Genomic DNA, 16,499 nt, shown 5'->3' on the forward strand with positions numbered 1-16,499 from the left:
CTTCCTTTCCTGGATCGGAAATCATGCCTGGCCGGACGGACGGCTCAGTCGCGGGTTGCGGCCATGATGTCGGCGTACGCCCAGTGGCTCGGCGGCACGTCGCCATACAGCGGCTCGGCGTCCGCGCGCTTGGCCGTGCCGGCCATGCGGTTCAGCAGCGAGATCGCCTGCGCGCGGGTGAGCGGGCTGTTCGGACGGAAGCTGCCGTCCGGGAAGCCCTGGATATAACCCGCATCGGTCAGGGCGGCGATGAAGCCCGACGCCCAGTGCTTGCGCGCATCCTTCTGCTTCGGCACGGCATCGCCGTCGACGCTGATCTGGAGCGCCCGCGCGGCGATGACAGCGAACTCCGCGCGCGTCAGGCCGCGGTCGCCGCCGAACGTGCCGTCCGGATAGCCGCCGACGATGCCGGCGGAGGCGAAGAAGGCGACGAGCTGGTCGCTGCGTCCCGACTTGTCCGGGAAGGCGTTGTACAGCTCGCCCTCCTCGCGGTCAAGCAGCGGCGCAAGCGCTTCGATCAGCTCGTAGCGGCTCATCGCCGCGTCCGGCTTGAACTTGCCGTCGGCATAGCCGGAAGCGTAGCGCACGGTCGAGGCATCCTTGCGCAGGCTGTACTGCGCGGCGCCGACGTCGAACTTGTACGTCAGGATGCGCTTGTCGCCTTCGACGAGCGCTTTCACCGTCACGGAGCGGTTCAGCACCAGCTCGCCGGTGAAGCGCGGGCTGGACTCCGTCGGGTCGCTGCCGTCGGTCGTATAGCGGATCCACTTGCCCTCCGGCGCGGTCAGGCGCAGGATGCTGCCGCGCGGCGCGCGCACGGCGGCGGGCTGCTCGTCGCCGATCGCCGGCTTGCCGATGTTCGATTCGACGGCAGGCTTGGGCTCAGGCGTCGGAGACGGGCTCGGCGCCGGGAAGAAGAACCCTCCTCCGCCCGACGGCGATGGAGGCGGCTGCAGCTTCCACTCGCCGCTCAGCGCCGGGCTGTGCTCCTTGCCGAGCACGACTGCGATCGCCTTCAGCGTCGTCGTCGCCTTGAGCGGGATCGGCGAAGAGTAGACGGCCGATTGCTCGCTCGGCTCGCTGCCGTCAAGCGTGTAATGGATGACGGCTCCCGGCTCGGCGGAGAGGACGATCTCGACCTTCTCCGTGAACTCCCGATCGCCCGAGACGACTTGCGGAGCGGCTGCGGCCTGCGGCCAGCGCAGCTCCGGCGCGTTCAGGACCATCGTACGGACGAAGCCGCCCAGCGAGGCTTCGAGCTCGGCGACGCCGCCGGCCAGCAGCCGGCCGGAGCCGGACTGGAGCTGGACGAGCGACGGATCGGCGCTCCAAAGGAGGCCGTCCGCCCGGCTGAGGCCGAAGCCTGCCGTCAGGCGGTTGATCGTATCGCCGGCCGCCGGCATGACGGCCGCGGCCGCCAGGCGGGCGAGCGGGCTGTCGGACGGCGCCGGATAGAAGCCGGCCGCTGCGCGCCAGACGCCGCCGGACAGGCCGGACGGAAGCGTGCCGCTCGTCAGCGCCGCGCCGTCAAGGCCGCCCTCCGTGCGGATGATGCCTGCAGCGTCGTAATAAGCGACGCCGCGCTTGACCAGCTGCCGCTGGAACGAGGCGTCCGCGATCGTGCCGCCGTCCGCCAGCTGCCCGGCGATGCCGCCGAAGAAGCTGCGTCCCGGCACGAGCGCGCCCTGGATCGAAGCGACCGCTTCGCCGCCCGCGACGGAGCGCTCGACGGCGCCTGCGCTGCGGCCGGCGAGGCCGCCCGCCCAAGCGAGCGCCGTGCCGTCCGCCGTCGTCCGTCCGGACGCCAGCGTGTCGGAGATGCGGCCGTCGTTGCGTCCGGCCGCGCCGCCGGCTGCGGCTTCGGAGCCTTGAGACGACGCATCGGCCGCGCTGTACGAGCGCTCGATGACGCCGCCTTTGGCGTTGAGGCCGACGAGGCCGCCGGCGCTGGCTTCGCTTTTCGCGAGGCCGGCAGAGCCGGACTCGGCGATGAGGCCGGCATTGTCGCCGGCGATGAGGCCGGCGCTCAGGCGGCCGCTGGCCGAGCCTTCGGCCGTCGCGCCGCGAATGTCGCCGCCGGCCGCGTTGATGCCGGCGACGAGGCCCGCGTCGGCGCCGCTCGCCGAGCCCTCGGCCGTGACGTCGCGGAGGATGCCGCCCGATTCGTTGACGCCGGCGATGAGGCCCGCGCCAGCGCCGCCGCTGGCCTTGCCCTCGGCCGTGACGCCGCGGATCTCGCCGCCGTCCGCGTTGATCGCGGCGACGAGGCCGGCATGGCGGCCGGCCTGCACGCTCGCGCCGACGAGCTGCAGGTCGGCGATGAGGCCGCGGCTCACGAGCGCGAACGCCGCGTCGCCGGTGCCGCCGTCGGCGCGCAGGCCGATCAGCCGATGGCCGTCGCCGGCCAGCTCGCCGTCAAAGGCTTGCAGCGGCGTCCAGCCGAACGCGGACAGGTCGATGTCCGCCGTCAGCCGCAGCTTGTCGCCGGAGCCGAGCGGCGAAGCCGTGGCCGCGCGGTCGAACAGCTTGAAGTAGGCGGCGCCGGTGTCGTTGCTCAGTCGAACGTAGCCGTCCAGCTGCGCGCGGCTGCCGATCGCGATCTCGCCGTCTGCGGACAGGCGCAGGACGGACGGATCGTACGTCGCCGCCCAGCTGCCCGCCGGACGCGGATCGCGCGCCGGCACGGCCTCGGCCGAAGCCGCCGCGCCTGCATTGCGTCCTACCGCCGCGCCGCTGCCGCTGTAGGCGGACGAGGCGATGCGGCCGTCGCGGAAGTTGTAGCCGACGAGCGCGCCTTTATGCGTGTCCGTGCCCTTGGCGCTGACGGCCAGCTCGATCGCGGACGCGTACGCCTGCTCGATCTTGCCGTCGTTGTAGCCGGCGAAGCCGCCCGTATACGAGCGGGTCGTGCCGGCGAGGCCGGTCGTGGCGACGCGCTCCTGCAGCGCATGGGAGCGAAGCACGCTGCCGCTGCGCTCGACGGCGGCCGCGAAGCCGCCGGTACGCGTGTCCTGGCCGGTGTTGCTGACCGAGCCGGACGCATAGCTGTCCTCGACGGCGAAGCGGTTGATGGAGCCGGCGAAGCCGCCCGCGTAGGAGCCGCGCTTGCCGGCAGCCGTCACCGCGCCGTCCGCATAGGCGTAGCGGATCGAGCCGCTGCCCGCGCCGTTCTCGCCGAGCTGTCCGGCGAAGCCGCCGGCATACAGCGTCGTGTCGATGTTGCCGTCCGCCGCGTCGACCGGGATCGACGCGGAGCTGCGGGCGACGACGAGACGGTCGCCCTGGCCGAGCGCGCCGCCGACAAACGTCGCCGGGAGATTTTCCCCGATCGTCAGCGCCGTGCCGACCGCGATCCGCGCTCCGCCGGCGGCGACGGCGCGGCTGTAGTGGATCTCGCCGTCCAGCGCGCGGCCGACAAGGCCGCCGACGCGGTAGACGCCGCTGCCGGAGGCGTCGATGCCGCCGAACGCATCGGCATGGACGAGGATGCCGCTGCTGAAGCCGGCGATGCCGCCCGCGTCGAGCTCGCCCGCCGAGCCGGCGGCGATATGCGCGCGGCTCTGCGAGTCATAGATCGAGGCGCCGCGCAGCGCGCCGACGAGGCCGCCCGCATGCAGCGCGGATTCGCCGCCTGCGGCCGCCACGTTCAGCTGGCCTTCGTACTCTGCCTGATACAGGCCGCGGTACAGCGGATAGAGGTCGCCGAAGCGCAGTCCCGCATCGCGGTCCGATGCGCTCAGCTCGCCGGCGATGCCGCCAGCCGCCAGCGCGCCGGCGGAGCCGGCGTCGAGCGCGGCGGCGATCGGTCCGGACGCCTCGGCGTCCTGGATCGTCGTCTCCGTCGCGCGGCCGACGATGCCTCCGGCATAGACGGCCTCTCCGCGCGCATCCAGCGACGCGAAGCCGGCCTTGACGCCGCCAAGCGCCGTCTGGTCCGCTCGGCCGATCAGGCCGCCGACCGCCGCCTCGTCCGAGCCGGCCGGAGCTTTTACGGCCAGTCCTTGGACCGAAGCGTCACGCATGTCCCAGGCCGCGATGCCGCGGCCCGTCTTTTCGCCGATCAAGCCGCCGGCAGAGCCGCCGCCGGTTACGCCGAGCGCGGACGGAGCCGCCTCGACCTTCAGGCCGCCGAGGCCGTTGCCGGCTGCCGAGCGGCCGATCAGGCCGCCCGCCGCCGCATCGTCCGCGCCGGCGCTCACGGAGACCGCCTCGCCGAACGAGACGGAAAGCTCCGAGGCGTCGCCGTCCGAATAGGAGCCGAACAGGCCGCCCGCCGCGGAGCCGACGCCGGAAGCTTCGACCGCAAGCCGCGTCAGCTCCAGCTTCAGCGCCGAGGAAGTCCCGCTCTGGCGTCCCGCCAGGCCGCCCGCCGCCGCATCGTCGCCGCTTGCCGCGATGCGGCTTGCCGCTTCGCCCGATGTCGTCAGGCTCCAGCTGCCGGCCGCGATCGCGGAGACGTTCTCGCCGGCGATGCCGCCGGCCGCTCCGCCCGCCGCCGCGCTCTCGACGCGGCCGCCGGCGAGCTCGGCCCGCAGGCCCTCCGCCGCGCCTTCGCTGCGGCCGACGATGCCGCCGGCGACGCCGCCGGAGACGGACGCTCCCGCCGGCAGCTTCAGCGCGATGTCCGCGATGCGGCCGTAGTTGAGGCCGGCCAGCGCTCCGGCATACGAGGAGCCGCGCGCTTCCTTCGGCTCCAGCGCGAGGCCGCTCGCCGAGCCGTCCGCGCCGATGACGCCGAACAAGCCTCCGAACGGAACCTCGCCGCTGACGGCATAGCCGTCGATCAGATGGCCGCCGCCGAGCAGCTCGCCCTGGAACGCCAGCGCCTCGCTGACGCCGATCGGGCTCCACTGGGCGGACTGCACATGGATCGGACCTTTGATCTCGATCGTGCGGCCGGCGAAGCTGAACGGCTCGACGCCGACAAGCGTGCCGTTGACGATGGCCGCCAGACCTGCCAGCTCGGCCTCCGTGCCGATCTGGAACGTCGTCGCGTCCTTGTCGCGCAAGTACCAGTTGAGGTTGGCGTTGACGTTGCCGCCCGTGCCCTCTTCCCCGCCGCCGCTGCTGGCCGCGCGGTTCACTTCCGGATACTGGTACTGGGCGCCGAGCGAGCCGTATTTCCAGGCGGCGGCAAAATCCCAGCCCGACAGCGCCGGAAACTCCGAGCGGTCCGACAGCGTCGACGACAGGATCGTGCTCAGGCGGCCGAGCACGCTCAGCCAGCGGTACTCGCCGTCGGCGAAGTCCGGCAGATCCTTGTTCAGGTTGAGCTTTTCGTCCTTGATGTAATAGCTCTTGTACAGCAGCTCCTTGCTCGCGTTGTCGTAGCGGCCGGCGAAGCCGCCCGCCAGCGCCGTCCCGCTCGCCGACACCTCGGCGGCGGAATAGCTCGACGAGATGCGGCCGGAGACGATCCGTCCGGCGAAGCCGCCGGCATACGAGCCGCTGCCCGAAGCCGTCACGCTCTTGGCGCTGTAGGCGTTTTTGACCGAGCCGCCCGCAAGCTCGCCGAGCAGGCCGCCGGCCTGCGCATAGGCGCCGGAAGCCGTCACCTTGGAGGCGGCGTACGACTGCTCGACCGTGCCGGAGCTGCGGCCGGCGAGGCCGCCGAGGAACACCGGCTGGCCGGACGTGCCGTAGGCTTTGCTCGTCAGATCAAGATCCGTATAGGAAGCGAGGATGCGGCCGGCGTTGTCGCCGACGAGCCCGCCGGCCAGCGTTCCCTGGCCCTCGATCGTCAGATTGGCGTTCGTGTACGTGTAGTAGAGCGTGCCCGTCGCCGCGTTGCGGCCGACGAAGCCGCCGACGACGGCGTTCGCGCCTTTGGAGGAAACCGGAATCTTGTCCGTCACGCTGACGTTGGCGATCAGGCTGGCGTTCTCGCCGACGAGGCCGCCGACCGTCATGCCCGGCGCGAGCGCCTGCACGCTGCCGGCTACGCGGCTGTTGACGATGATGCCGCTCGAGCTGGCCGGAGCGGCTGCCGGGTCGCTCGCGCGCGCCTCCAGCCGTGCCGCCATGCCGCCGACGAAGCTGCCGCTTGCGGAGGCGTTGGCCTTCAGCTGCATGCCGCCGAACACCGTATCGACGATCGCAGCCGCCTCGCCGCCTTTGAGCGTGCCCGCCAGGCCGCCCGCCGCCGAATCCGGACCGCTCAGCAGCAAGTTCGCGCCGCTGCCGACGAGGCCGCGCAGCGTCGTCTCGACGCTGCTGCCGACCAGGCCGCCGGCCTTCGCCTGCGAGGCGTCCGCCGATGCGGTCAGGAGCAGGTTCTGCATGTTCACCCGCTGCAGATCGCCCTCGATCCGGCTGCTGTCCGCGCGGCCGGCCAAGCCGCCGGCCTCGATGCCGGGCGCGCTCAGCGTTAGCGCGACGTAGTTCGGCGCTTCTGCGAGCGCCGCCGGACGGATGAGATCGGCATGGACGGCGTAGCCGGCGATGCCGCCGATGCGCGCTCCCGCCGCCGTCGCCGCTGCCGTCGGCGACTCGCCGCCCTCAAGCTTCGAGTCGGTCAGCGTGGCGCGGCTGTCCGCCGAGCCCTCCAGCCGGCCGACGAGTCCGCCCGCTTCCGCGCCGGAGCCTTCGGCCGCAAGCGCGACGCTGCGCGCCGCGGCGCCGAGGATCGAGCCGCGGCTGAGGCCGGACGCGCCGCCGAGCCGCGCGTCCGCGCCGGTCGAGCGGATCGTGACCGCCTCGGCCGCGCCGCCGCTCAGGCTGCCGGCGTTCTCGCCGGCGATGCCGCCGATGCGGGCGCGGGCGCCGGAAGAGTCGACCTCGAAGCCGGATACGAGCAGGCTCGCCTGAGCGGTGCCGTCAAGCCGGCCGATGCCGCCGCCAAGCGCGGCTTCGTCGGCCTGCGCCTCCAGCGTGACCGCGCGGACCGCCAGCGGCTGCGCCGAGGTGCCGAGCACGGCCGCGCCGTCGATCCGGCCGGCCGCGCCGCCGAACGCGACTCCCGTCATGCCCGCGGGCAGAGCGGCGGATACCCGGTCGACCCGGCTGCCGCTCACCGTCAGCTCGCCGATGCCGCGGCCGATCAGGCCGCCGGCAGCGAAGTCGTCGCGTCCGCCCGCCGGCGAAGCGATCGCCGTCTCGAAGCGAAGGCTCGCCGAATCGGACGCAGACGGATCGCCGGCGCGAGCGTCTGCAATCGTGCCGGAGGCGGCGCCGGCGATGCCGCCGGCCGCGCTGCCGGAGCGCTGCGCCCGCAGCGTCAGCCAGGAAGCCGACGAAGCGGAGATCGTGCCGTCGGAATGGCCGGCGATGCCGCCCAGCTCGCCTTCGGCGACGATCGCGAGCGGCTGGGCCGCCGTGCCGCCGGCAGCGGAGCCGCTGATCTCGGCTCCCGCCGCCAGATAACCGGCGATGCCGCCGGCATAAACGGCGCTGTCGCCGGCCGTGTCGGCCGTCAGGCCGCTCTTGAACGACGCATGGCGGATCAGGCCGCCGCCGTTGTAGCCGACGATGCCGCCGGCGTATACCGCGCCCGTGCCTTGCGCCTCGACGGCGGCCGCCGAGACATACGCCGCAGGCGCATCGTCGGTCAGGCTGACGCCTTGCGCCGCATAGCCGAACAGGCCGCCGACATAAACGTCCTTGCCCTCGGCGGCGATCGGAATCGCCTGCTCGAAGCCTTTGGACCAGGTCAGCGCAGGGCCGACGAAGCCGGCGATCGTGCCGGAGTAGACGCGTTCGCCGCCGGCATGATGGACCGCGGCCGTCTGGCGCAGCGCGACAGAGGCGTCCGGCAGGACGCCGCCGATCGAGCCCGCCACGCCGCCGGCGTAGCTCTCCTCCGCATCCGGCGACGTCACGCTGACCTCGCCGCTGTTCGCCGTATCGGCCGAGAACGTCACCGGCGAGCCGTAATGCCCGGCGAGGCCGCCCGCATGCGCGAGCCGGCCGCCCGTCACCGTCACGGCGCCGCCGTTGCGGATCGGCGTGCTCTCGCCCTGCATGTCGAGCGCCCCTGCCGTCAGGCCGGTCAGACCGCCGGCGTACAGCTCGCTCGCGGCTCCGCCGCTCGCGGAGACCGCCCCGTCATTGGCCGCCTTTTTCAGCGTCAGGCCGCCCTCGGACACATGTCCGACCAGACCGCCGGCGTAGGTGGAGCCCGCCACGGTGACAGGCGCCTCGTTGAGCGCATTGGACACCTGGCCCGAGCCCGAGCCGACGATGCCGCCCGCATAGGCGACGCCGCTGCCGCTCTCGGCCTCGATCGCAAGCTCGTTCTCGATATCGTAGACGATGCTGTAGCCGATCATCTTGCCCACGGCCGAGCCCGCGTAGACGTTGCCGGCCACGGTGACGTCGATCTCGCCGTCCGCCTCGAAGCGGAAGCCGCCGACCGTGCCGCCGTCCATGTTGCCGACCAGTCCCTGATAAGGAATGGCGGCCGGAACGCGCATGCCGGAAATGCCGAACATCGCTCCGTCCTTGGCGATCAGCGTGCCCTTGAACGGATGGGATTCCGTGCCGATCGGCAGCCAGTCGTACGCCGACAGGTCGAGGCTCCGGTCGACCTCCAAAATCTTGCCCTTCAGGCCGTCCACGCCGTTCTCGCCGTTCTCGCCGTTGACGAGCTTGGCGATGCCCGCCAGCTTGGCCGGCGTGTCGATCTTGAACGTCGTGTAGGTCGCGTCGAACCAGCTCGTATCCGCGGAGCCGTCCCAGGTCTGGGCTCCGGCTCCGGCCAGCATGGCCGTGCCGCCGGCGGCCCCGGCGAGGATGGCGGCGCCGAGCGCCGCCATCTTCCAGGTCCGATATCTTTTCCTTGCCTTCATGTCCTGCCCCCCACTTAGATCCGTTCTTAGCAGACAACCCGCATCACGCCTGAAGCATGATGCGGGCTCGCCTGCCGGCCGGTTATGAATTCATCCAGTCGCTCGCCCGGACCGCGATCGCAGCCGCCTGGCTGCGGGTCAGCGGATCGCCCGGACGGATGCTGCCGTCGATGCCTTGAATGAGCCCCGCCTTGACGGCGGCCGCAACCGGGCCGCGCGCCCAGTCCGGGATCGCCTTGACGTCGGCGAAGGCGCCCAGCACGCGCGCGATCTCCGCTTCCTCAAGCTGCGCTCCCGGCTGCGCGATCGCCATCAGCCTGCCGGCCATGGCCATCGCCTCGAGCCGCGTCAGCGCCGCGTTCGGATCGTAGCGCTCCGCGCTCTTGCCGCTCGCCAGGCCGAGGCCGACTGCGATGCCGACCGTGCGGGCGTACCAGCTGTCCGCCGGCACGTCGCCGAAGCGGACCGCCGCGGCCGGCTCGTTCATGTAGCCTGCCGCGCGCAGCAGGATCGTCGGATACTCGGCCCTCGTCACCTTGGCGTTCGGCGCGAACTTGTCCGCGGATTGGCCGAGGACGAGCATCCGGGCCGAAGCCTGGCGGATGCTGTCCGCCGCCCAGAACAGCGGCGCGACGTCCGTGAACGTCCGCGTGCTCGCCGCGTAGTACACGCTGCCCGAGCCGGTCAGCCGCACCAGGGCGGCCGAGCCGCCGGCGGCCGGCTTCCACGGCAGCGGCGTCCAGCTGCCGTCCGCCGCGCGGAGCAGCACCGCTGTCACGTCCTTCGACGAGACGCCTTCCGGCAGCGGCAGCGTCGCGCTTGGCGCCGGCTTCCAGCCTGCCGGCGCGAGGCCGAGCTGCAGCTTGGTGCCTGCGCCGCCTCCGAGCAGCCGGAAGCCTTGGGCCGCGGCCGCCGCATCCAGCAGCGTCCGCTCTCCGCTGTCGTTCAAGCCGAACGCCAGCACGAGATCGTTGTTGCCGCCGCGCAGCTGCGGCGCTCCGAGCGCGAGGCTCGCCATCGGCAGCTCGATGCGCAGCGTCTTGCCCGCCGCGGCGAGCTTGTCCGCAAGCGCCCGCTCCACCGTGACGCGGTAGCCTTCGGCTCCCGCCTCGGCCGAGCGGAGCGTCAGATCCGCCGCGACGCCGCCCTCCAGGACAGAGCCGTCCAGACGGATCAGCGCCGTCTTGCCTTCCCAGGCGGCTTCGATCGCCGCCCCGTTCACGCTCGCCTGCGGCTTGTCGCCCGCAGGAGCTCCGCCGCCTCCTCCGAAGCCGAAGCCGCCCGGCATCATCATCCAGATGCTCGCCGGCATCAGCTTCGCCGCCATCGCCAGCTTGCCGCTGGACAAGCGCTTCGCCACGACGACGGTGTCGCCGTATTTCGCCGCGACGATGCCGTCCGCCGGCAGCAGGCTCCAGGACGACAGGTCCTCCTGGAAGGCTGGCAGCTTCGCTCCCGCGCTATAGACGCGGTACGCGAGCTGCTGCCCCGTCATGTCGCCGGCATCGGTCACGACGACGCGCGTCTTGTCCGTCGCGCCGAGCACCGCCTCTGCCTCGGCTCCGAGCGCGCCGAGCGAGGTCGGCTGCGGCAGCTTCGCCTCGGCGACCGCCATCGCTTGCAGCGTCATGCCGTCCGACACGCGGTACTCCGCCGTAATCAGGCTCGCGCCGGCGCCAAGCGCCGTCAGCGTGCCGTCCTCGGCGAGCAGCGCCGAGTCGCCGTCGACCGTCAAGGTCAGGCGCTCGCGCTCGGCCTCGGTCAGCGCGACTTCCTTATAGCGCGTCTTGCCGCTGCCGTCCTTGCCGTCCGCCACCTGGAGCACGGCCTGCAGCTTCACGCTGTCGCCCGGACGGAGCGTCGGGATCGGCTTCAGCACGATCGCGCTCGGGGCGCGGTAGCCGTCGTTCGTGACGTCCACGACGGCCGAGTTCTCATTGCCCGCCGCGTCGCGGGCGACGAACTTCAGCTCGGCCGACGCGCCGGCATCCTCCGGCAGCAGCACCTCGCCGCCGAAGCGGCCGTCCTCCTCGACCTCGACCGGCTGTCCGGCGACCGTCAGCACGTCGCCCGGCGTCGTCGATCCGGCGACGCGCACCCGGCCGGCCTGCGTCCGCGCTCCCGTCGCCGGCTCGTCGATGTACAGCACCGGCGCGATCGTATCGACCGTCAGGTACAGCATCGTGACCGAGACGTCGCCCGTCGCCGTGTTGCGGGACCGCAGCTCGACGGCGAACGTGCCGTCCGTCGCGAAGCGGGTCAGCTTGAGCGAGCCGCGGCTGATGCCGCCCTCGCTGCGCATGTCCGCCTTGCCGAGGTATTCCTCCCCGACATAAGCCTCCACCTCGACGTTCGGCTGCGCCGAATGCAGCGAGATCGTCTGCTCGGTGCCGCTCGTCAGGTAGGTCCAGAAGGTTTTGCCCGGCTCGCTCGTCTTGACCGGACCGCCGCCGAGCGTCAGCTGCGGCTTCTGCACGAGCGGCAGCAGCGTCGCCGCCGTGTCGGCCCGATCCGCGTAATGCGGGTTGCGGTTCTTGTCGTCCGCTTCCGTCGGCACCGCCGAGGCGCTGACGCCGACGACGTACGTCCGGCCGGTCTCGAGTCCGGCATGGGACACCTTCGGCGCCTCCTTGCCCTCCTCGCCGACCAGCTGCGTGCCGCCAAGTCCGGACGTATCGATCTGATCCGAAGCCGACACGGCCGCCCAGCCGCCGATCGGGATGCCCTCGTACTTGCCGCTCGCAGCGTTCCAGTACGGCTGCAGCTCCTCTTCGGTCATGAGCACGTCGCCGAACGGCTCGTACGCCGTCCCGTTCTCGAACGCTTCGACGACATAGCTGCGCTCGTAAGCCTGCTGGCCGCTCTTGACCGCGCCCGGCTTGAACGACAGATGGAAATAGCCGTTGCCTGCCGGCTTCACCGCTACGTCGCTGGCCTTGTTCGGAGCCATCGGGTCCTTCAGCTCGAAGCGCTGCGCCGACGTCTTCGTGGCGAAGGCGTTTTCCGACTTGAGCTCCGCCCGCACATGATAGCTGCCTTGACGCAGCAGGCCGCGGATGTCCTCCGTGCCGCCCGCCAGCTCGATGCGCCTCACGTCGATGCTCGCCCGTCCCGCCGCTGCCGGCAGGTCCTTGGCGATCAGCATGCCCGCGTCGCCGGCCTTGCGCACGACGTCGCCGCTTGCGAGCGTCTCGACCTCATCCGTCACGGCGTCCTTCGCCAAATACAGGCTCACCGTATCGCCCGGCTTGGCGTTGTCGACCTTCCACGTCGCGGCGAACTTGTTCTCGTCCGCCGGATCCGCCGTCAGGCCGACCTCGCTCAGCTGCGGCGCCGTCGGCACGTTCAGCAGCTTCGTCTCGACCGGCGCCTGTGCGGTCAGCGTCCATGTTCCGCCTGCGGCCGCCTTGGCCGCCGGGACGATGACGTAAGCCTTGCGAGAGTCGACGTCCTTCCCTTTGTCCTTCGCAGGCACGACCTGCGTGAAGGCGTTGGCCGTCTTGTCGGTGTTCGTGTTGTCGAACTTGATCGGGTACGGCTTGCCGCTGCCGTCCTTCAGCGTGAAGGCCGGCATCTCCTTGCTGTCGTACTCCACCTCGATGATCGCGTTGCCGCTGACGCCGCCGAGCGGAATCTCATGCACGCGTCCGCCGTTCTTGACCGTAATGCCGCCGAGGCCGAGCGTCATGTCGCCGTTGTCGACGATCTTCATGCCGTTTCCGATCTCGCGGTACTCGATCGCCTGCGTCTCCTGCTCCGCCGCGACGCGGGAATCGGCCAGCGCCTGCACGCCCGAGCCGATGACGAGCAGCCGCGGTCCGCGCTCCGGATCCTCGATGACCAGATGCGCGAGGCCCTCCGGCAGCTGGTCGGTCGACGTGCCGAACTCGACGCCTCCGCCCCAGTAGTAGGTGATGCCGAGGCTGATGAACAGGATGCCGACGCTGCCCCACAGCTTGTCGTTGTTGACGCCGAGGAACACGCTCGCCAGCGGCATGCCGCCGACGACCGGCACCGAGCCCGGAATCTGCACCTTGGAGCCGATGTAGCCCTCGAAGTCGGTGCGGTTCTTCTCCAGGTTCTGGCCGACAAAGATGCCGGCCTTGCCGACGATGATGTCCCAGCCGCCGATGTCGACCTCGGCTTGGACGCGCACGAACCACGGCGTCACCCACTGGGCTTCCAGCAGCGCCATCGTGATCATCTCGATGCGGTCGTCCTTTTCCGCGTTGGCGTCGGGGGAATAATCCATCACGCCCTCGATCTTGATGCCCGTCCGCTTGAGCGTCAGGTCGATGTCGCCGAAGAAGTACGCCGGCGCCATGCCGAAGCGCACGCCGACGCCCGCCTGGATCGTCAGCGGGAACGGATCCTCCGCCGTGCCGCCGGCGATCGTATCGGCCAGCTCGCGCACCGCGCCGCGGATCGCGGTCAGGTACGTCGCGCCGGTGATGAGGATGCCGGGGCTCTTGAGCTGCGTGCCGAAGGCGATCACATCCGGCAGGATGCGCCCGTCGTCGACCTGCTTGAGCGAGAACTCGATCGCGACCTCGGTCATGTTCTTGAGCTGCGCCTCGAATTCAAGGCCGTACGTGTTGTTGATGCCGTCCACCTTCTGGACGTAGTGGGTGACGCCGATGCTGCCGCTCGGCTTTTTCGGACCTTCCTCGCCCGACTTCTTGTCCTCCTTCGGCCCGAACAGGCCGAGGCTTTCGTTGAGGTCGAAGCCGAGCTTGGCGTCGATGCCGACGAAGCCCTTGTCGTTGAAGATGACGTTGTTGATCTCCGCGTTCACGATCTTCAGCGAGATCGAGCCGCCGAACGAGATGCCGCCCTCGCGCAGGATGAAGTCGTTCAGCGACAGCCCGAAGCCGTCGATCGAGAAGCTCGGAGCGCTGAACAGCGAGTGCTTGTTGAAGTACACGTTCTCCAGCATGATCTGGCGAAGCGGATTGAGCCGGTCGCCGACGCCGCCGACGGCCCATTTGAGGCTGCCGTTCTGGCTGTCGTCCTCGGGATTCGTCGCCGACTGCTTGTTGGCGTCCTGGCTCTCTTCCTCCTCGTCCTCTTCTTCCTCTTCGCCGCTGCCGGCGCGCGGGATGCCGAAGCCTTCCCCGCCGAGCGTCTTGTCGAAGCCGTTGAAGAAGTCGAGCGTCCATTCGCCCTTGTGGAAAATAAAGCCGCTGCTGGCCACGCTCAGCGTGCCGTCGCCCTTGACGAACAGCGTGTCGAGCAGCGGCAGTCCCTCCGGCTGCTTGATGCCGAGGATGTCGAGCTTGCCGCGCACGAGCACGAGATCCTTGCCGCTGTAGGCGACCGCGCCGTTGATGATCGCCGGCTCGGTCTTCGTATCGACGATGATCTGCTGATCGTCGCCGCTGCCGACCTGCTTGACCATGCCGCGCACGACGACGAGCGTCTCGCGCTCGATCTCATCCTCCTCGGCCTGCTCCTCGAACGCCTCCAGATCCTCTTCGCTCTCGAAGATCTGATAGTTGTAAAGCGGCGTCTCCGAGAGGGCGGCCTCGTCGGCGAACTCGCTCAGCTCGAACTCCGGATCGACCGCCTTGCTGGCCGCGCCGATCAGGGCGCGCGTCTTCTTGTACTGCGTCGCGGCCTCGTACAGGAAGCTGCCTTCCTCGAAAGGCTCGCCCGGGAACAGGCTGTTCAGCTGCTCCAGCCGCTCCTCGCCGACCGTCGCGCCGTTGTCGATGCCGCTCAGATCGACGACTTCCTTGTACAGCGCCAGGATGCCGGCCTCGCGGATGCGCGACTCGTCGTTGTCGGTGACGAGGATCGTCTGGCCCGACGCGATGTCGTACATCGAGGCGAGGTCCGGATCGTCGCCGGCCGTCCCCTTGTAGTCGATGACGATCTCGTACTCGCCGAGCGGCAGCTCGGGACCGAGTCCTTCCTCGATCACGCTGCCCGCCTCGTCGACCTTGTCGCCGCCGCGGTAGGTGATGCGCATGTCGCCGGTCAGGCCGTCGTCGGTCGGCTGCAGCAGCACCGAATCGGCGACCGGCACCCGGTAGCGCTCGCGGGTCGACTTCTCGACCAGGAACAGGTCGAAGTTCGGCTCCGTGCCGCCCCCGCCGGTCGTGTACGCCTCGATGTTGGACAGGTTGACCGTCATGTACTTGACGTCCGTGCGGTACAGCTCCTTGGGCGAGACGCCGTACACGTACGTCGGCGTCGCCTGGCCGACCGGCGGCAGCAGGATGAAGTTCGTCTTGACGGACTCGTACTGCGCCTGGATGCTCTCGTCGGCGATGCCCTCGATCTTGCTGCGCGTCTCCGGGCTGCGCGCCGTCAGCATGTACTGGCGGGTCGTCGGCCACGGCCGGCCTTTGGCCATCACCTTGAACGTCGCCGTCACCGTATCGCCGGGCTTGTACTTCGGCTGGATGCCGAGCTTGGCCTCCTCCGGCGTCGCCTCCTTGCGGTATTCGACGCGCTTGCTGCTCACGGTGTCGACGAGCGGCTTGCCGGAACCGTCGCGCTTGATGTTCCCCTGCTCGTCGAGCTGCACGAAGCTCAGTCCGCTCTCGAGCGTCATCTCCAGCTCCAGGCGCGAATGCTCCATGTTGTACGACGGCAGGTTCTCGACCTCGGCGATGATGTCGAATACGCCTTCGTCGCGATAGCCGCTGGAGTCCGGCAGCGTAGCGAGCTGCTGCACCGGATCGACGTAGCGGATGGAGAACACTTTGTCCGGCGCGACGATCTCGCCGAGGCCGTAGATCGTCTCGAAGCTCTGCATGCGTCCCGGATCGATCGCATCCGGGTTCCAGTAGAACGCCACGGCGGAATCCGCGCTGCCGTAGTCGTTCGTGTCGCGGGTGAAGTCGAGGTTCGGATGGACCTCATAGTCCCACTTCGTGTTCGCCAGGCCGTTCCAATGGCCGACGACCATCTCGTCGACGATGTTGATGTTCTGCTCGGCGACGTTGTTGAAGCCGTAGGCGACGACGTTCGTCGCCTGCGGGTTCTCGAGGTCGAGCTTGTCGCGCATGACCCAGTAGGCGGGCAGCTTGTACAGCGGCGCGTCTTCCGGAGGAATGCCGATCTTCTCCGGCTCATGCGTCAGCCGGCGCTCGACGAGCAGCGGCGCCTTGGACGCCGTGCCGACCTGGAACGCCGGGCCGTCGTTGCCGCCGACCATCGTATCGAGCAGGATCCGGCTGCCGACCTCCACCTTGGCGCCGCTGCTGTTCGTCACCTCGTAGCGGATGTTCACGTTGCCCGAGTTGATCTTGTCCTTGCCGTCCGTATAGAGCAGCAGGATCTGCTTGATCGACACGCCCTTCATCGACCAGACCATCTCCAGCTGCTTCGTGCCGTTCGGCTTCTCGACGAGCGTCGGCTCCGTCGTCCGCGACTGCTCGCTGCCGAACTTGTATTTGTTGCCGAAAATATAGTCCGTGCCGTCGATGCGGAACGTCGTGAACGACGTCTCCGGATCGTCACCGCGGAACAGCAGGCTCACGTTCTGGTCCTGCTTGCGGACCGGCTGTCCCTCGATCGTGCGGATGCCGTACCGTCCCGTCTCGTTGTCGACCGTCACCTTGATATAGTCGTTCTGGATCGTCGTCGTCCGGCTCTTGCCCAGCTCGGCGGCCACCGCGTGGCCGCTCTCGAACAGGGCGGGAAATACGAGCACGAATGCCAGCAGCGACGACAGTCCGCGTTTAAGCAGCTTCACCGAACATC

At 70.0% G+C, this 16,499-nt stretch carries 2 protein-coding genes; both read right to left on the minus strand.

Annotation, left to right across the window (positions count from 1 at the left end):
- Window positions 1-44: 44 nt before the first annotated feature.
- The gene (locus B8V81_RS06175) at window positions 45-8,786 is read right to left on the minus strand and encodes a chitobiase/beta-hexosaminidase C-terminal domain-containing protein (RefSeq protein ID WP_146000458.1); all 8,742 of its coding nucleotides are present in this window, start codon (window positions 8,784-8,786) and stop codon (window positions 45-47) included.
- Window positions 8,787-8,868: 82 nt separating this feature from the next.
- Window positions 8,869-16,491, minus strand: coding sequence for an S-layer homology domain-containing protein (locus B8V81_RS06180; protein WP_101807975.1), 7,623 nt, complete (start codon window positions 16,489-16,491; stop codon window positions 8,869-8,871).
- Window positions 16,492-16,499: the final 8 nt, after the last annotated feature.

The sequence above is a fragment of the Paenibacillus pasadenensis genome, from assembly GCF_002864175.1.
Lineage (GTDB): Bacteria > Bacillota > Bacilli > Paenibacillales > Paenibacillaceae > Paenibacillus_O > Paenibacillus_O pasadenensis.